The 18,686-nt window shown below is 66.1% G+C and carries 13 protein-coding genes; 11 read left to right on the top strand and 2 right to left on the bottom strand.

The features are described 5' to 3' along the window. Positions 1–11: 11 nt before the first annotated feature. Positions 12–1,538: a sodium:solute symporter gene (locus OVA06_RS13675; protein WP_268159016.1), complete on the bottom strand. Its 1,527-nt coding sequence runs from the start codon at positions 1,536–1,538 to the stop codon at positions 12–14. A gap of 261 nt (positions 1,539–1,799) precedes the next feature. On the opposite strand from OVA06_RS13675, the gene OVA06_RS13670 reads away from it, so the two are divergent. From OVA06_RS13670 to OVA06_RS13620, 11 genes are all read left to right on the top strand, one after another. Beyond that, positions 1,800–2,375 carry a helix-turn-helix domain-containing protein gene (locus OVA06_RS13670; RefSeq protein ID WP_045731969.1) on the top strand — a complete coding sequence of 192 codons (576 nt, stop codon included), beginning with the start codon at positions 1,800–1,802 and terminating at the stop codon, positions 2,373–2,375. Between the two features lie 591 nt (positions 2,376–2,966). Further along, positions 2,967–4,031 (top strand): agmatinase, encoded by a 1,065-nt coding sequence (gene speB, locus OVA06_RS13665; protein ID WP_261619369.1) that lies wholly within the window; start codon positions 2,967–2,969, stop codon positions 4,029–4,031. A gap of 6 nt (positions 4,032–4,037) precedes the next feature. Further along, positions 4,038–5,750, top strand: a complete 1,713-nt coding sequence (locus OVA06_RS13660; RefSeq protein ID WP_268159012.1) for a thiamine pyrophosphate-binding protein — start codon at positions 4,038–4,040, stop codon at positions 5,748–5,750. 166 nt (positions 5,751–5,916) lie between these two features. Then, complete coding sequence (locus OVA06_RS13655) at positions 5,917–6,414, top strand: MarR family winged helix-turn-helix transcriptional regulator (protein ID WP_268159010.1); 498 nt, start codon at positions 5,917–5,919, stop codon at positions 6,412–6,414. Then, the gene (locus OVA06_RS13650; RefSeq protein WP_268159007.1) at positions 6,407–8,620 is read left to right on the top strand and encodes an MDR family MFS transporter; all 2,214 of its coding nucleotides are present in this window, start codon (positions 6,407–6,409) and stop codon (positions 8,618–8,620) included. Before OVA06_RS13655 ends, OVA06_RS13650 begins: the two co-directional genes overlap by 8 nt. A 183-nt stretch (positions 8,621–8,803) precedes the next feature. Continuing rightward, the gene (locus OVA06_RS13645; RefSeq protein WP_268159005.1) at positions 8,804–10,537 is read left to right on the top strand and encodes an ABC transporter ATP-binding protein; all 1,734 of its coding nucleotides are present in this window, start codon (positions 8,804–8,806) and stop codon (positions 10,535–10,537) included. After that, on the top strand, positions 10,534–12,612 hold the full coding sequence (locus tag OVA06_RS13640; RefSeq protein WP_326493582.1) for an ABC transporter ATP-binding protein: 2,079 nt from the start codon (positions 10,534–10,536) through the stop codon (positions 12,610–12,612). Before OVA06_RS13645 ends, OVA06_RS13640 begins: the two co-directional genes overlap by 4 nt. 47 nt (positions 12,613–12,659) lie before the next feature. Then, positions 12,660–13,076 carry an acyl-CoA thioesterase gene (locus tag OVA06_RS13635; protein WP_261619366.1) on the top strand — a complete coding sequence of 139 codons (417 nt, stop codon included), beginning with the start codon at positions 12,660–12,662 and terminating at the stop codon, positions 13,074–13,076. Between the two features lie 79 nt (positions 13,077–13,155). Continuing rightward, positions 13,156–13,413 carry a hypothetical protein gene (locus tag OVA06_RS13630; RefSeq protein ID WP_056084017.1) on the top strand — a complete coding sequence of 86 codons (258 nt, stop codon included), beginning with the start codon at positions 13,156–13,158 and terminating at the stop codon, positions 13,411–13,413. A 110-nt stretch (positions 13,414–13,523) separates the two neighbouring features. Then, entirely contained in the window at positions 13,524–15,755 is a 2,232-nt protein-coding gene (locus OVA06_RS13625) for an McrB family protein (protein WP_268159002.1), read from the top strand. A 28-nt stretch (positions 15,756–15,783) separates the two neighbouring features. Then, on the top strand, positions 15,784–17,028 hold the full coding sequence (locus OVA06_RS13620; protein ID WP_268160796.1) for a 5-methylcytosine restriction system specificity protein McrC: 1,245 nt from the start codon (positions 15,784–15,786) through the stop codon (positions 17,026–17,028). Here the strand turns inward: OVA06_RS13620 and OVA06_RS13615 are convergent. Beyond that, a complete protein-coding gene (locus OVA06_RS13615) occupies positions 17,025–18,680 on the bottom strand; it encodes a sensor histidine kinase (protein ID WP_268159000.1) in 1,656 nt (551 codons plus the stop codon). The genes OVA06_RS13620 and OVA06_RS13615 overlap by 4 nt on opposite strands. Positions 18,681–18,686: the final 6 nt, after the last annotated feature.

The following is an 18,686-nucleotide window of genomic DNA, read 5'->3' as shown; positions in this document are numbered from 1 at the left end:
TTCAGGTCCGGTCAGTTGGCGGCAATCCGCTCAGCGGACTTTTCCTGCGAGTCCTGCCCTGCTACGCGCCGCTGCCAGTTGCGCATGACGTGCGCCTCGGTGGGGCGGGTGAGCAGGGAGACGGCGACGTACACCACCGCGGAGCTGATCAGGCCGTAATAGATCGGTTCATTGGCGAAAACGCCTGCCAGTGGCTCCTCGGCGTTGACCTCCAGGATGATCATGGTGCCCAGTGTCGCCACGGAACCCACGGCCATGGAGGCTGCTGCGGCAATGCCGGTGCCGCGCTTCCAGATGAGCCCGCCGAGGATGGCCACGAGGAGGCCGCCCACCAGGATGTCGTAGGCGATGGTGAGTGCCGCCACCACGTCCTTGGTGACAATGGCGATCAGGATGGCCACGATGCCCAGCCCCAGGACCCACAGGCGGTTGGCCTTGACGTCGTGCTCGGGGTTGTCGGAATCGTCTGTGTTGACGGTCTTGCCGAACCAGCCGGCAACGAACGGCAGCACGTCGGCACGGGCCACTGTGGCGGCAGCGATGAGGGCGCCGGACGCGGTGGACATCATGGCGGCAACGGCTGCGGCGAGGACCAGGCCGCCGATGCCGATGGGGAGCAGGTTCTGGGCCACTTCGGCATAGACAACGTCCTTGCCTTCGGTGGCGACGTCGATGCTGGGGAGGGCCACGCGTGCACCGAGGCCGATGAGGGCGCCGGCAGCGCCGTAGAGGATGCAGTAGATGCCGGCGGTGGCGCCGCCCCAGCGGGCTACCCGCGGCGTCTTGGCGGTGAACACGCGCTGCCAGATGTCCTGGCCGATCAGCAGGCCCAGGGTGTAGACAACGAAGTAGGTGATGATGGTTTCGACGCCGATGCCGTCGATCTGGAAGAAGCTGGCTTCCACGCGGCTGCGGATGCCGTCCAGGCCGCCGGCGGCGTTGAGCGTGAAGGGCAGCATGAGGAAGAAGATTCCCACGGTCTTGATCACGAACTGGACCTGGTCGGCCAGGGTGATGGACCACATGCCGCCGATGGTGGAGTACACCAGCACGATGGCGCCGCCCACCGCGATGGCCAGGGCCCGGTCCCAGCCGAACAGCACCACGAAGATGGTGGCGTAGGCGCCGGTGGACGTGGCGCACAGCATCAGGGTGTACGCGAGCATGATGATCCCGGAGGTGCGGGTGGCCTGGCTGCCGTATCGCAGTGACAGCATCTGGGAGACGGTGTAGATCTTCAGCTTCTGGATGGTGCCGGCGAAGGCGAGGCTGAGGAGCAGGACGCCGGAGCCGATGGCGACCACCAGCCACATGCCGGAGATGCCGAACTTGTAGCCCAGGCCGACGCCGCCGACGGTGGAGGCGCCACCCAGGACGACGGCGGCCATGGTGCCCGTGTAGAGGAAGGGGCCCAGGCGGCGGCCGGCCACCAGGAAGTCGCTGTTGTTGCGGGTGCGGGACTTGCCCCACCAGCCGAACGCCAGCATTGCTATGAGGTACACCACCACGATGGCGATGTTGATGACACTTGCATCCATGTTGGGTTCCTTGGAGCTGATTGGCAGCCGACGTGCCCGGCGGGGGTCCGGGCCGAACTGCGGAAGATGGAAAAGGGGAGGAGGCTCCCGATAATTGCCTTATAGGCAACAGGTGTTTCCAAAGATTAGGCTGTGACCGCAGTAACAGTCAAGGGGAAGTTGAAGGTCCGGGCCCGCGCGCCATGGAGGCGTCACACATGGTGGCGGCCATTAGTATTGCTGCAGAGCGGGGCCGGACTGCCGGCTATGAAAGGTTCGTGAATGAAGGCACTGCCAGTTGAGCCCAGCAATGTTCCGGTTGCCATCGGCTCCCGGATACGCGCGGCGCGGCAGTCCCAGCGGCTCACCATCGAACAGGTGGCGGATGCCACCGGGCTGACCAAGGGCTTCCTCAGCAGGGTGGAGCGTGACCTCACCTCCCCGTCCGTCGCTTCGCTGGTGACGCTCTGCCAGGTTCTGTCCATTTCCATCGGCGACCTTTTTGTGGCGCCGGAGACCCACCTGACCAAGCGCAATGAAGGCCCGCGGATCTCCCTCGGCGGGCAGGGGATTGTGGAACGCCTGCTGACGGCCCGGTCCGAGCGGCGCATCCAGATCATCCAGGCTGTCATCGAGCCGCATGGCCGTGGCGAGTCCGAGCTCTACGCCGTGGACTGCGACGTCGACGTCCTGCACGTCACCAAGGGCAGCATCAGGCTGATTCTTACCAATGAGGAATACGACCTCAGTGCGGGGGATACCGTCACCTTCCCCGGCCGTGAGCCACACACCTGGATCAACCCCACCGACAAGCCGGTGGAAGTGCTCTGGGTACTGGTGCCCGCCGCCAGCCGCTAACCTTCCCCCCTGTCCGCGCGCCTTCCTGCCCAGTTGCTGTTGGCCGCGTTCGGCCTGAGCCGCATGTTTCCGGAGGATGCGCTCGAACAGACCCCTCTGGTGCGGCGGCAACTGGGCTGGACTGCACGCTCACCGGCGGGGAGTGCTTGGTCGCATCCCGGCAGGACGAAAACGCCGCGCCGGGGTTGGTTCGCTCCCAGCCCCGTGAGCCGTTGGAGGTCCCGTCGCGGGAATCCTGCGTCCCGGAGCTGGCCGGAGCGGGCCACGCCGCCTGACTGTCGAAGGTATTCGAGGATGTCCATGAGGCCATTGGAAGGTCTGCTCAGGGAGCGCGGAACCCGTGTTCGTACCAATGTGGGCAATCGCGGACCCGGTGTCAGTGCCTCCTTTCCCGGTTGCCTGCGGTCCGCTGGTTGTGCGGTGCCGGGATTGCGCGGTTCGCCTGCACGGATGTGTCCCTGGGGCGGCGGTAAGTGGGCAGGACCGCACAAGGCCCCTACCCGAGTAGGTAAACACTTGATGCGCATTAGAAAACCGAGGTGTATGATGGCAGTCACATCAGCCCCTCACTCTTCAAAAGGAGAAACCCGCATGGAAGAGCTGCGCATCGAAGCCAACGGCAACCTTGGACCCATCGACTCATCCCGGATTCCGCGTTACGCCGGAGCGGCCACGTTTGCGCGCCTTCCGCGGCTGGACCAGGTGGCCAAGGCTGACGTCACGCTGGTGGGCGTCCCCTTCGACTCAGGCGTCTCCTACCGGCCGGGCGCCAGGTTCGGGGCGAACCATGTCCGCGAGGCAAGCCGGCTGCTGCGCCCGTACAACCCGGCCTGGGACGTGAGCCCCTTCGAGAACGTCCAGGTGGCCGACGCCGGCGACATGGCAGTGAACCCCTTCAACATCAACGAGGCCATCGAAACCATCCAGCAGAACGCCCTGGACCTCACTGCCGGAGGCAGCAAGCTGGTGACGCTCGGCGGTGACCACACCATCGCCCTGCCCCTGCTTCGCGCTGCCGCCGAACGCGCCGGCGGTCCGATCGCAATGCTGCACTTCGACGCGCACCTGGACACCTGGGACACCTACTTCGGCGCTGAATACACCCACGGCACCCCGTTCCGCCGCGCGGTGGAGGAAGGCATCCTCGATACCGAAGCCATCAGCCACATCGGCACCCGCGGCCCGCTCTACGGAAAGAAGGACCTCGACGACGACCACCGCTTCGGGTTCGGCATCGTCACCTCCGCGGATGTCTACTACCAGGGCGTCCTTGAAACCGTGGCCAAGGTCCGCGACCGGATCGGCAACCGCCCGCTCTACATCTCGGTGGATATCGACGTCCTCGACCCGGCGCACGCACCTGGAACGGGAACCCCCGAAGCGGGCGGCATCACCAGCCGCGAACTCCTCGAGATCATCAGGGGCTTCCGCGGCATGAACCTGGTGGGCGCCGACGTCGTGGAAGTGGCCCCGGCCTACGACCATGCGGAAATCACCGGCGTCGCCGGAAGCCACGTGGCCTACGAGCTGGTGACGCTGATGGCGGACAACGCCGTGCCCGGCGACCGCTTCGGCGCAGCCACCGGCTATGCCAACCAGGCCCTCGGGCAGGAAGTCCGCCGGCCGGCAGGGTTCGCTGCAGCGGGCAAGGAGTAGGCGGCCATGATCGATTTCGATCCGGGCGCGGCGGTGCCGGGCGCCAGTGCTAAGCCTGGCACGGGCGCACGCAACGGTGGGGACCTCGTCGTCGAGACCCTCGAGGCCCTGGGCGCGAAGACCGTCTTCGGCATTCCCGGCCAGCACGCGCTGGGCCTCTTTGACGCGATGGGCCGCGGAAACCTGCAGTTTGTCTCGTCCCGGGTGGAGAACAACTCGGCCTTCGCCGCGGACGGGTATTCCCGTGCCACCGGTGAAGTGGGCGTGCTGTTCCTGTCCACCGGCCCCGGCGCACTGACCTCACTGGCCGGGCTGCAGGAGGCCTACGCCACCGGCGTGCCCATGGTGGTGGTGGCCAGCCAGATCCCGCTGGAAGGGCTGGGGGCCCGGCGCAAGGGCATGCTCCACCAGCTCGATGACCAGAAGGCCTCTGCCGCGAACGTCACCAAGAGCCAGCGGCTGATCCAGCATGCCTCAGGTATCCCGTCCGCCATCCAGGACGCCTGGACGGAAGCCATCTCCTCGCCCCAGGGGCCGGTGTGGATCGAGATTCCGCAGAACGTCCTGCTGGATCCCATCATGGTCCCGCCGGTGGAGGACGCGCTGGCCGAGGCTGCGGATAACCCGCCGCGCATCGAACTGGTCCGCGAAGCCGTGAAATGGCTCCAGGAGGCCAGGCGTCCGGCGATCATCGCCGGCGGCGGCACTCGCCGCGGCAAGGCGGAGAAGTCTCTGCTGTCCATTGCCGAGAAACTCCGTGCGCCCGTCATCTGCACCCCGGGCGGCAACGGCGCCTTCCCCTGGAACCACGAACTGTCGCTGCAGTCATGGATCGAAGACCGGTACATGACCGATGTCCTTGAGGACGCGGACGTACTGGTTGTCATCGGCTCGTCCCTGGGGGAGGTTACGTCCAACTACTTCACGTTCGAACCCCGCGGCCGGATCATCCAGATCGACGCCGAACCGCGCGTCCTGGAATCCAACCGGCCAGGCCTGGGCATCCGCGCGGACGCCGGCCAGGCGCTCGCAGCCCTCGATGAAGCGCTGGCGCCCGCAGAAGCCGCGGCTGACTGGCACGGCTCCGCCCCGGAAGAGCTGGTCAGGGAATCCCTCGCCAAGGTGAAAGCCCGGCTGGAGTCCCAGGACCTCGCCAAGGAACTGGCATTCATGGCCGATATCCGCGAGGCCGTCCCGGCGGACATGCAGACCTTTTGGGACATGACCATCGCCTCCTACTGGGGCTGGTCCTGCTGGGACTCCCGCGAGGGACAGTTCCACTCGGCCCAGGGCGCCGGCGGCCTGGGCTACGGCTTCCCGGCTGCCATCGGGGCTGCCGTAGGCCTGGAAACAGTGGGGAAGCCCGCTGGTTCTGCCCGGGTGCTGGCTGTTTCCGGCGACGGTTCGTCCATGTACTCCATTTCGGAACTGGCCACGGCAAGGCAGCACAACGTCCCGGTCACCTGGCTGATCGTGGACGACGGCGGCTACGGCATCCTGCGCGAATACATGGTGGGCGCCTTCGGCAAAGCCACCGCCACAGAGCTCGCACGCCCGGACTTCGTCAAGCTCGCCGAAGCGTTTGGCGTGCCCGCCGTCAAGGTTGCCCCCGGGGATGTGGGGGACGCGCTCAAGGCAGGTTTCGCCGCGGAGGGTCCCAACGTCGTCGTGGTTGAAACGCTCCTGAAGATGTTCGGGCCCACGCACCTGGGCGACTAGCCGCGCATTGTCGCAGCGACGCTCCCGCACCCCTGCCTTGGCAGCGGTGCGGGGGCGTTGGTCGTTTAAGGACGGCGGGCGTTCGACGGCGGCGGGACAATTCGTTTCCCTAAGCAACCTTTTCCTGATACAGTTGCTTGCAGCAACTAATTCTTTAGGGAGGGTCATGTCTGTCGCACCGGCCACCGCCGCCGATCTCGTCGGCCATATCTTTGACCTCCAGCGCGCACTGCGCTGCGTCACCATGATCAACGTCAAAGGCCAGGACACCGGCATAGCCCTCCAGGGCGTGCTCAAGTTCATCGGCGAAGGGGAAACCCGCGCGGCGCATCTGGCAGAACGCCTGGGCGTCAGCCCTCCGGTGCTCAGCCGGCACATCGCGGAGCTCGCCGACGCCGGCCTGGTGGTCAGAACCCCGGATCCGGACGATGGCAGGGCCCAGCTGCTGGCCCTGTCACCGCGGGGCAAGGAGAAACTTGCCGAGCTCATCCGGCACCGGGCCGAGACGCTGCAGGGCTACCTCTCCGACTGGAACGAAGACGATGCCATCGCAACAGCCGCGATGCTCAACAAACTGACAGCTTCACTGAAGAATTCCATCCGGGCAAGGGCGGCCGGAACCACCACCGAACACCAGACCATGCAGGAGTCCCTCAATGGCTAACGTCACCGCCGCCGCGGACCTGGAGGAGCGCCACCGCGAACGCTCTGCCAAACAGGAATCGCGGCAATCCAAGCGCCACGAACCCGGCGCACCCATGAACCACCGGCAGATCATGGAGGCCCTCACCGGCCTGCTCGCTGCCTTCTTCACCGCCATCCTCAGCAGCACCATCGTGGCCAACGCGCTGCCCACCATCATGTCCGAGCTCAAGGGCACCCAGACGGACTTCGCGTGGGTCATCACGGCGGCACTGCTCGCCAACGCGGCCACCACCCCCATCTGGGGCAAGCTCGCGGACCTCTTCGACAAGAAGGTCCTGGTCCAGCTGAGCATCGTGATCTTCGTGGCCGGCTCGGTCATGGCAGGGTTCTCGGAAAACATCCCGTTCCTGCTCACAGCCCGCGTGATCCAGGGCATCGCCATGGGTGGCCTCACGGCCCTGGCCCAGGCGATCATCGGCTCCATCATCCCGCCCCGCGAACGCGGCAAGTACTCCGGCTACATGGGCGCCGTCATGGCTGTCGGTACCGCCGGCGGCCCGCTGCTGGGCGGCTTCATCGTGGACAGCTCGCTGGGCTGGCGCTGGACCTTCTTCGTCTGCGTGCCGCTGGCCGTGGTCGCCCTGATCCTGCTCCAGGTCACGCTGAAGATTCCGCACGTCAAGCGCCCTGCCAAGATTGACTGGCTCGGTGCCATCCTGCTGACCTCCGGCGTCAGCCTCCTGCTGATCTGGGTGTCCTTCGCCGGCAAGGCCGACTACTACGACTGGTGGTCCTGGCAGTCGGCTCTGATGGTGGGCGGCGGCGTCCTCCTGCTGGCCCTGCTGGTGCTAGTGGAGTCCAAAGTGTCCGCACCCATCATTCCGCTGAAGATCATCTCCGACCGCACCACCGCTTTGGCCATCGTGGCCTCCGTTGCTGTTGGCGTGGCCATGTTCGGTTCTTCAACCTTCCTGGGCCAGTACTACCAGGTGGCCCGCGGCGCCACGCCCACCGAGGCCGGCCTGCTGACCTTGCCCATGATCGCCGGCAACCTTGCCGGTTCGGTGGTCTCGGGCCAGCTGATCAGCCGCTACGGCAAGTGGAAGGGCTTCCTGGTCGGCGGTACCGTCCTGCTGATCGGTGGGCTGGCGATGGCCGGAACCATGGACCACACCACCGAACTCTGGCTGACCGGCATCTACACGGGCATCTTCGGCATCGGCCTCGGCATGCTCATGCAGAACCTGGTCCTCGCCGTGCAGAACACCGTCCAGGCCAAGGACATCGGTTCCGCCAGCGCTTCCGTTGCCTTCTTCCGCTCCGTCGGCGGTGCCATCGGCGTCTCCGTGCTCGGCGCTGTCATGGCCAACCACGTGAAGGACCTGGCCACGGACGGATTGGCGAAGCTCGGCATCGAGTCCACCGGCAACAGCGGTGCGACGCTGGACCTCAAGGATCTGCCCGCACCGATCGCCGACGTCATGCGTGCTGCCTACGGTGACGCCACTGCCGGGATCTTCATGATCTCCGCCGTCGTTGCCGTGGTTGCCCTAATCGCCGTCATCTTCATCAAGGAGGTGCCGCTGCGCAAGACCGTGGACATCACCCCCGAAACATCGCTCCAGGCCAACGCCGCCGGCGAAGCCGGAATGACCGCCATGACCGGGCAACTGCCCGTTGTCTCCTCCATCGTTCCCCGCGACCCGGACACCGGACACGGCACAGCGCCCGCTGTCCGGCCGACGGGAATTCACGCCGGCCCGGGGACAGGCGCCGCGCCGGCAAAGACGTACGACGGCGGCAAGGCCGCGGCCGCAGCCGCGTCCAGGTCAGTAGCTACGGAGGACTTCGAAGCGGCTTTTGCCCGGACGTTCGGCAGCGAAGGGTTGGACCTCCGGTCCGCCGACTCTGTCGAAAAGGCGGCCGACGCTGTCGCCAGTGCCGCCGACACCCTCCGGAAGCTGCAGGACACCCAGCACCTGCTGGCCCGGCAGCAGGCCGAGCTGGGCGGACTGGTCCTGGATATCCAGGAGCAGTTGCGGTCCCAGCGGGATCTCGCCGCCCAGCAGGAAGCGACGGCAGCTGAACTCCGCAGGGTACAGCGCAAGCTCCTCAAGGAACGCAAGCTGCAGGCTGCTGCAGCCCTCTATCTGGCCGGACGCGGCAAGCACAGTGCCGCCAACCCGTCGTCCGCAGCACCTGCCGGGACCCCTCGGAACCAGTAAGGCGCTGCGCGTGGCGAGCCACGCGTGAACAACAGGGCCGCCGCCCGCATCCGGATCGCATTCCGGGTCCGGGCGGCGGCCCTTTTTCACAGGGGACCGCCGGTGGTGCCGCAGCGTTAACCGGATCGAAAAGGTGGAATAAATGGGACTCCAATGTCAGCGGGCAACACTAGAGTTGAAACCATGCTCCTTACGCTCATACGGCGCTACTCCAAACCGTATTCTCCCTACATCGCCGCCGTCATCATCTTCCAGCTCGCATCCACCATTGCGGCCCTTTACCTGCCCAGCCTGAACGCCCGGATCATCGACGAAGGCGTGACCAGGGGAGACACGGACTTCATCTGGCGCACCGGTGCCGTGATGCTGCTCGTAGCCTTTGCCCAGGTGGCCGCCGCCATCGCCGGCGTCTACTTCGGTTCGAAGACGGCCATGGCCCTGGGCCGTGACCTTCGCCGGGCCGTGTTCCGGAAAGTCACCAGCTTCTCCGCCAAGGATGTCAACGCATTCGGCGCGCCTACGCTGATCACCCGCGGCACCAATGATGTCCAGCAAGTGCAGATGCTGGTGCTGATGGGCCTGAACTTCATGGTGGCCACGCCCATCATGTGCATCGGCGGCATCGTCATGGCGTTGCGTGAGGACATCAACCTGTCCTGGCTGGTCTGGGTTTCCGTGCCGCTGCTGACCGTGGTGGTGGGGTACCTGGTGGTCCGGCTCATGCCGCTGTTCAGGTCGATGCAGAAGAAGATCGACCGCATCAACGCGGTGCTCCGCGAACAGATCATTGGCATCAGGGTGGTCCGGGCGTTCGTCCGGGAACCGTACGAGACCGGCCGTTTCGGCGAAGCCAACAAGGAGCTCACCGATGTTTCGCTGAAGATCGGTGCCCTGTTCGTCCTCATGTTCCCCGCCATCAGCATGATCCTGCACCTGTCCACGGCCGCGGTGCTGTGGTTCGGCGGCCAGCGGGTCGACTCGGGCGACATGCAGGTGGGCGCCCTGACGGCGTTCCTCCAGTACCTGCTCCAGATCCTGGTGGCCGTCATGATGGGCACGTTCATGGCCATGATGATCCCGCGCGCCTCCGTCTGTGCGGACCGCATCGGTGAGGTGCTCGACGTCGAACCCTCCATCCACGATCCCGAACGCCCGGTGGCCCCCTCGGAGCTCAGCGGCGTGGTGGAATACCGCAACGTCACTTTCGCCTATCCGGGCGCCGAGTCCCCGGTGTTGAGCAACATCAGCTTCACCGCACGGCCGGGCCAGACCGTCGCCATCATCGGTTCCACCGGCGCGGGCAAGACCAGCCTGCTCTCGCTGCTGCCACGGCTCTACGACGCCGCGGAGGGCGAAGTCCTCCTGGACGGTGTCCCCGTTAACAGCCTTGACCACGCCGAGATCACCAAGCGCGTTGCGCTGGTGCCCCAACGTCCCTACCTCTTCTCCGGCACCATCGAGCACAACCTGCGGTTCGGCAAGACCGATGCCACGGACCAGGAACTGTGGGAAGCGCTGCGGGTGGCGCAGGGAGAATCGTTCGTCCGGGACAAGTCCAAGGCGCTCGAATCCCGGATCTCCCAGGGCGGCACGAACGTCTCCGGCGGGCAGCGCCAGCGGCTCTGCATCGCCAGGGCCCTGGTGACCAAACCCCGTGTCTACCTGTTCGACGACTCGTTCTCGGCGCTGGACGTTGCCACCGATGCCCGCCTCCGTGCGGCCCTCAAGGACACGACCGCCAACGCGACGGTCATCATCGTGGCCCAGCGCGTTTCCACCATCACCGAGGCGGACCAGATCCTGGTGCTGGACAACGGCCGGATCGTGGACCGCGGAACGCACGAGGAACTCCTGGAAACCTCACCCACTTACCAGGAAATTGTTGAATCGCAGCTGAGCGTGGAGGAAATGGCATGAGCCCCCGCAAGAAGGACCCGGCGAACACCGGGCAAGACGCCGGGGCGCCCGCACAGGACGCCGGCAGTTCCGCTGAAACCGCTGTGGTGGAGGACGACGACTTCTACGAGGAGGAGTTCACGCCCTCCGAAGCCGACGGCGACATGTTCGGCGGCATGCCCGCCAAGAAGGCCCAGCACTTCTGGCCGTCAGCCAAACGGCTGATGGGCCTGCTGAAGCCCGAAACCCTGGGCATCTGCGTGGTGGTGGCCATGGTAGTGGTGGCCGTGGTGCTGAATGTCATCGCGCCCAAAATCCTCGGCCAGGCCATGGACGTTATTTTCGGCGGTGTGGTGGGCAAGCAACTGCCGGCCGGCGTAAGCAAGGACCAGTTCGTGGAGGGGCTGCGCCAACAGGGCCAGGACAACTTCGCGGACATGGTCTCCCGGATGGAACTGGTGCCCGGTACCGGCATCGACTTCAACAAGCTGACCATGCTCATCGCCGTGGTCCTGCTGATGTACTTTGTGTCCAACATCTTCCTGTGGCTGCAGGGCTACGTCCTGAACCGCATCGTGATGAAGGTGATCCGCAAGCTCCGTGACGACACCGAAAAGAAGCTCAACCGCCTCCCGCTGAACTACTTCGACACCCGCCAGCGCGGCGACGTGCTCTCCAGGGTGACCAACGACGTCGACAACATCCAGCAGGCGCTCCAGCAGGCTTTCGCGCAGCTGATCAACTCCCTGCTGACAGTGGTGGGCATCGTCATCATGATGTTCATCGTCTCCTGGCAGCTGGCCTTGATCGCCCTGGTGGCCCTGCCACTTTCGGGCGTCGCCGCAGGCCTTATCGGCGTGCGGAGCCAGAAGCTCTTTGCGGCGCAGTGGAAGAACACCGGCACGCTGAACGGGCAGATCGAGGAATCCTTCTCCGGCCATGACCTCGTCCGGGTCTTCGGCCGCGAGGCGGACATGCTTGAGCGGTTCGACGAGCGCAACGAAGCCCTGTACAAGGCCAGCTTCGGCGCGCAGTTCGTCTCCGGCATCATCTTCCCGGTGATGCAGTTCGTGTCCTACCTCAGCTACGTGGGCATCGCCGTCGTGGGCGGCCTGCGCGTCGCCTCCGGTTCCATGTCGCTTGGTGACGCCACGGCCTTCATCCAGTACTCCCGCGAATTCACCCAGCCGCTGGGCCAGATGGCGGGCATGGCCAACATGCTCCAGTCAGGCGTGGCCTCAGCCGAGCGGGTCTTCGAGTTCCTCGACGCCGACGAGCAGGACCCGGAGACCGCTACGGAGCACCTGCCGGCCAGGACCGACGGCCACGTGGAATTCCGGGATGTCACCTTCAGCTACACCGAAGACCGGCAGCTCATCGAAAATCTGTCCTTCACGGCAGAGCCGGGGAACACCGTGGCCATCGTGGGGCCAACCGGCGCCGGAAAGACCACGCTGGTGAACCTGGTGATGCGCTTCTACGAGCTCAACTCCGGCTCCATCACCCTGGACGGCGTTGACGTGACGCACCTCAGCCGGTCTGAACTCCGCTCCAAGGTGGGCATGGTGCTGCAGGACGCGTGGCTGTTCGGCGGATCCATCTACGACAACATCCGTTACGGCAACCTGGACGCCACCGAAGAGCAGGTCATGGCCGCCGCCAAGGCCACCTTCGTGGACCGCTTTGTCCGCGCCCTGCCCGAGGGCTACAACACGGTGATCGACGAGGAAGGCAACAACGTCAGCGCCGGTGAAAAGCAGCTGATCACCATTGCCCGGGCTTTTGTAGCCAACCCGTCGCTGCTGATCCTCGACGAAGCAACCAGCTCGGTGGACACCCGCACTGAGCTGCTGGTGCAGAAAGCCATGGCCGCGCTCCGGTCAGACCGCACCAGCTTCGTGATTGCGCACCGGCTCTCCACCATCCGCGACGCCGACACCATCCTGGTGATGGAGAACGGCAAGATCGTGGAACAGGGAAACCACAAGGTCCTGCTTGCGGCCGGAGGCGCCTACCACCGCCTGTACATGTCCCAGTTCGCCGGGGCCGACGCCGGTGACGTGCCAGTGGACGACTCGACGGCGGTGCACAGCTGAGCGGGCACGACGGGAACGGCGGGCAGCGGATCGAGGTCCCCGTTCCCATGCGCTGGGGCGACATGGACGCCTACGGACACATCAACAACGTACAGATCGTCCGCATGCTCGAGGAAGCCCGGATCGGCGCCTTCGGTCCGCCGCGGGGCGCTGGCCTGCCCGGCGTTGAGCCGCAGGTTTCGCTGTTCAACGATGTCCCGGACGGCATCATGGCGCTGGTGGTGGACCACAAGATCCGCTACGTCAGGACCCTGGAATACCGCAACGTCCCGGCCGTGGTGCAGGTATGGATCGGTGCCGTCAAGGGTGCCAGCTTCGACATCCATTACCTGGTCCAGGATCCCGTCACAGGGGAGGACTGCGTCAAGGCGAGCAGCCACCTTGCTTTCGTGGACGAGGCCACCGGCCGGGTGCAGCGGCTCACGCCGGAACAGAAGGCACGCATGGCGCCGTACAGGCACTAAGCCTCTGGGCGGGACCGCACGGGGCACACTGGACTGGAACCACACCACACCACACCACACCACAGCGAAAGGAAGCCAGATGGGCAAGAACAAGACCCGCGTCGCCAGGAAGAAAAAGACCTGGAAGGAGATGTCGCCGTCCTCCAAGGCCGGCACAATCATCGTGGCCATCGTCCAGCTCTCGTTACTGGTTGCGGCGCAGCGGGATATCTCGAAGCGGCCGGCGGCACTGATCAACGGACCAAAGGGCGCCTGGCGCGCGGCATCCTTCATCAACTTCGTCGGACCCATGGGCTACTTCATCTTCGGGCGAAAGCGCTCCGCTCCGCGCACGTAAGTTTTCCGGTCTAACGGTCAAGAGCCGTCCGGCGAAAGCCGGACGGCTCCCAACCGGGCGGCCAAGCGGCTTTGAGCAGGCGTCCAGTTAGACCCTGTAAATTTGAAGTTATGACCCCCGCCTCCACTGCTGCCATGACCCGCGCCCTCGGCATCTCGAAGGAGATCGAGGACGCGGCATGGTTTGTCCTGGGCCCGGGGCTGCAGGGCAAACCATCGGCCCTGGACGGGCGGACACTGACCTGGACCTCCGAGGCCGCAGCGGAACTGCTGGAGCGCCTGGAACGGGGCACGCCGGATCCCAAAGCGCCCATGATGACCAATCTCCGCCAGAACCTCGACGGCGCGTCCCGCGAAGCCAAGCAGCTGGCCGCCGAGCTCCTGTTCCTGCAGTCCCTGCCGCTTGCGCATGAGGTGAAGTCGCTCAAGGTCAAGCGGGCCCGCGTCGCAGAGGCCGCCTCCTGGCTTGAGCCGCCGCTGGAACTGCCTGAAGAGCTGTACCAGGGCATGACGGACCACGGCGTGATCCGGGACCGCACGGCCGAGTTCAACTGGACTATCTGGGACCACCTCCGGTGGCTGTGCCGCTTCGTGCAGCATGTGGACGAGCAACCGCCCACCACCATCACGGCGGCCCTGCTGGACCCGTTGAAGTTCCACGCCCTGGCCGCCGGCACGCCGGGGGACCAGCCCGCCATCCGCCGCAGCATCGAGTTTCTGGCGTGGCCCAGCTACTTCGAACCCGTGGTGGCGGACGTGGAGCGGCAGGAAATCCGGGATGCCTTCGCCTCACTGGTGGGCGGCGCCAAGGGGGATTCGGAAGACGACATCACCGCGGACATCCACCGCATCCGCCTGCACCTCGATGAGCAGGCCGGCCAGCGTATCGACTGGTACGCCCGCCAGCTCGTCAGCCAGTGGCGCAAGGTGGGCGACCCCGGCCGCCGCGCGTGGCTGCTCCGGACCCATCACGACAACGCGGAGCTGCTCACCGCCTGGCGGGGCGAGGAAAAGGTGACGCTCGACGTCGAACACCTCCGCCTGCTGGAACCCGGCGTCACCGCCGGACTGGTCCAGCACGCCGTCGACGAGGACTACAAGCACCTTGGCTACGTGGAGCGCGAGGACACCAAGACCGCCGTCTTTGCCTTCCTCACCGTCATGAAGCCCGGCGACCTGGTCCTGTACCAGCACGCCGGCACGGTCCGGCTGGGCGGCGTGCTGGGCGAACCCGAGTACGACGATGACAACCGGCGGCTGCGCCGGAAGGTGCGCTGGTTCGACGAGGGCCACGCCACCACCAGCCTGCCCCGGCACGTCCAGCGGCAGCTGGCCACCCCCGGCATCGTGGTGGACGCAACCCGCGTGGTGCAGGCGCTTCAGGCCCTCCTGCCGGCCGAAGCGGAGGCGGAGCCCGACGCCGAAACGGAAGCCGCCGCCGTCGTGGAACCTGCGCAGGAGGGCTTCCGCCCGCTGACGCCGGAGTTCGCAGGGTCCCTGCACATGGACCTCGAACCCCTGCAGGAAATAGCGGACCTGCTGGAGGAGAACCGCCAGCTGGTCCTGTACGGCCCGCCCGGCACCGGCAAGACCTATCTGGCCAAGCACCTCGCCGCGGAGCTGGCGGACGACACCACTGACGAACGCGTCAAGCTGGTCCAGTTCCACCCTTCCTACGCCTACGAGGACTTTTTTGAGGGGTACCGGCCGGACAAGACGGACGAAGGCCAGGTCTCCTTCAAGCTTGTTGCCGGTCCGCTGCGACGCCTCGCCGAGGAAGCCGCCAAGCCCGGCAACGAGAAAAAGCCGTACTTCCTGATCATCGACGAAATGAACCGCGCCAACCTGGCCAAGGTGTTCGGGGAGCTCTACTTCCTGCTCGAATACCGCGACGACCGGATCTACCTGCAGTACAGCCCCAACGAGCCGTTCACGCTGCCGGACAACCTGTACATCATCGGCACCATGAACACTGCGGACCGGTCCATCGCCATGATGGATGCGGCCATCCGCCGGCGCTTCTCGTTCATCGAGCTGCATCCGCAAACCGAGCCGGTCAAGGGCTCGCTGCTGCGCTTCCTGGAGGCCCGCGGGCTGGACACCACGCCGGCGCTGCTGCTGGATGCACTCAACGATGCCATCGACGAATGGGACCGGGACCTGATGATCGGCCCGTCCTACTTCATGAAGCCCGCGGCACAGACACCGGCCGGGCTGCGGCGGATCTGGAAGTACGAACTCATGCCGCTGCTGGAGGAGCACTATCACGGCCAGCTGACCCGCGCGCAGCTGGAGGAACGGTTCGGGCTGGAGCAACTGCTGGGACGCCTTGCGCTCCGCTGACCCCGCCAGGGCCTTTACCCCGGGGGGCATCGCCGGCGCGCGCGGCCCCGGAAGTGCAGCGCGGCACCTTGTGTTGGACGAGCTGTCCCGCGGGATTGTGGAGCGGCTGGATCCTGCCAGTGCCTCATTCCTGAATTCGAGCGGCTTGGCCAAGGCTTCGCCCATGGGGATGGGGCTGTACCGCATCGAGCCGGTGGGCAAAGTGGGCTCGGTGCGCACGGCCTCGGTCCAGCTGGACGTCAGGCCCAAGGACCGGTTGGGCCTTGGCCGGTTGCTGTTCCTCCTGAGTTACGCGGGGGAGCAGGGCTTCCGGCCGGACTCGGTGGCCGCCTTCGAGGAGCGGGAGCTGTGGAGTGCGCTTGCCGAGTCCTTGGCGCAGCTGGCCGAACGGGCGCTGGGACGTGGCGTCCTGCAGGGCTACCGCACCGTGGACGAATCCCTCCGCACGGTCAAGGGACGCATCCGCATCTCTGACCAGATTTCCCGCCGGCCGGGCATGCTGGTCCCGCTGGAGGTCTCCTACGACGAATTCACCGAGGACATTGCCGAGAACCGGATCCTGAGGGCGGCCCTGGAACGCATGGGCCAGGTGCCGCGGGTCCGGCCCGAGGTGCTGAGCCGGCTGCGCCTGCTGAAGGGAAAGCTCGACGGCGTCACCCGGCTCCCGTCGGGCGCGCCGCTGCCGCCGTGGAAGCCCAGCAGGATGAACCTCCGGTACCACGCGGTGCTTCGGCTGGCCGAGCTCATCCTGCGCAACGCGTCGGCAGAGGCGGGGCCGGGACGGCAGCAGACGGCCGCGTTCGTGGTGGACATGGCAAGGGTTTTCGAGGACTTCGTGGGCACCGCCCTGCGGGAGGCGATGGCCACGTACCCCGGGGAACTGCGGCTCCGGTACAACGCGCTGCTGAGTGAAGCCGTACGGGACTCCGACCGCCTCACCGAGCAGCCGGACGCCGTGCACATGCTCGGCGGCCGTCCCGTGGTGGCCTACAACGCCAAGTACAGGGCCGCGACCGACTCCGGCGCCTCCCTCACTGCCGACCACTTCCAGATGCTGGCCCACTGCACGGCGTTGGCGGTGCCAACAGCATGGCTGGTCTACGCCGGCTCCGGTGACATCAAGCTCCGCAGGATCCTGAACACGGATATCGACATCGTGGAGTTCCCGCTGGACCTCTCCCTGCCGCCCGCAGAGATCCTGGCCGCGGTCCAGGACCTGGCCCGGCAGTCCTGGGGCGAAGTGGTCCGGCAGGCGCGTGCCGGCGGGCCCTAGACTGGCACGCGGAACGTGAACGTGGTGCCCTTGCCCAGCGTGCTGTCCACCGCGATGCTGCCGCCGTGGGCTTCGACGATGGCCTTGCTGATGGGCAGGCCCAGCCCCACGCCCGGGATGGCGGTCCGGCGGACGCTGCTGGTGCGGAAGAACTTGGCGAATACTTCGGAGGCGTCTTCGGGGGTCATCCCCATACCGGTGTCTGTGACGCGGCATTCGAGATGGCCGTCGTCCCGGGCCAGGCTGACCAGGACGTTGCCGCCGTCGGGGGAGTACTTGATGGCGTTGGACACCAGGTTGTCCAGGACCTGGGAAATCCTGGCTCCGTCCACGTGCGCCTCGAGCTGATCCGGCGTCTCAGCCGCCAGCACCACGCCCGAGGCCGTGGCCCTCGGCACGGCGGAGGACACGCTGGCCCGCACCAGTTCTGCAACGTCCACGGTGTGCGGGGTGACGATGAGCTGCCCGTTGCGGCTGGAGAGCAGGTCTGACACCAGGGTCAGCAGGCGCTCGGAGTTGCGGCGGATGATTTCGAGCATCTCCGCCTGGGATTCCTCGGGCTCGTCGGCCAGCAGGATTTCCACATACCCGAGGATGGACGTCAGCGGTGTGCGGAACTCGTGGGAAACGCTGGAGACGAAGTCGTCCTTCGCAGCCAGGGCGTTCACCAGGTCCGTCACGTCGCTGAAGGCGATGACCGAGCCGGCGAACTGCCCGTCGCTGTCCTTCATGGCCCTGGCAGTGGTGACGAAGGCGCGCTGGTCTCTGCCGTCGCCCAGCCACACCAGGTAGTCCGTGAAGGTTTCGCCCAGCACGGCGCGGCGGACGGGGCGGTCCTCCACCGGGATGAGGGTCTTCCTGTCCGGACCGAACACCAGCAGCTGGGACTCGTTGGGGTCCGGGTTGTCCTTGGGGCTGGCCAGCAGGTGGTTGGCCCGCTGCTTCTTGTTCATCAGGACATCGTGACCGTCCGCGTCCACCGCCAGCACGCCCAGATGGACGGTATCCAGGACGGTGTTCAGCAGGGACTCCTGCCGCTGGCTGGTCCGGAGGTTGGCCTGGAGCTGGGCATCCTTTTCCTCGAGTTCGCGTTGCTGGCGCATCATGCTGAGCGTGAGGACGCTGACCGAGATCCCGATGCCGAGCATCATGACCGGCAGCAGCAGGGACCGGGTGAGGTCCTGGGCCGTGACGTTCCCCTTCAGGAGCAGCGGAACCCAGATGATGGCCAGCGGTGCCAGGAAGGACAACCACAGGGCGGCCTTGGGATAGTACCCGGAGGCACACAGCCAGATGACCGGGAAGACAGCCAGCAGGCTGATGCCGGTGAGACTGTCCTGCCCGCCCTCCCGGCCCACCGCGATGGACACGAAGTCCAGCAGGGGAATGATCAGGAAGCTCGTGAAGGGAAGCCGCTCCCACGGAACGACGTAGCACAGACCCATCAGGACGAGCTGTGAAATGACGAACGAAGCGAAGAGCGGATTGCCCATTGTTCCGGGGAAGAAGGCCCACACCAGGAACATCGTCAGCAGCGTGGTGATGAACAGCGGCATCTGGCTCATGGCCACCCGATCCCGCAGTCTGTACTCGTGGAACTGGCGCCGGAAAAAGCGCAGCCCTCCCGACGACCATGCCACCGGGTTAGCCATTGACCT

It is taken from the genome of Pseudarthrobacter sp. SL88 (genome assembly GCF_026672455.1).
Classification (GTDB): domain Bacteria; phylum Actinomycetota; class Actinomycetes; order Actinomycetales; family Micrococcaceae; genus Arthrobacter.
Note: the sequence above shows the minus strand (reverse complement) of the source record. Positions and strands in the feature narration are given on the sequence as shown.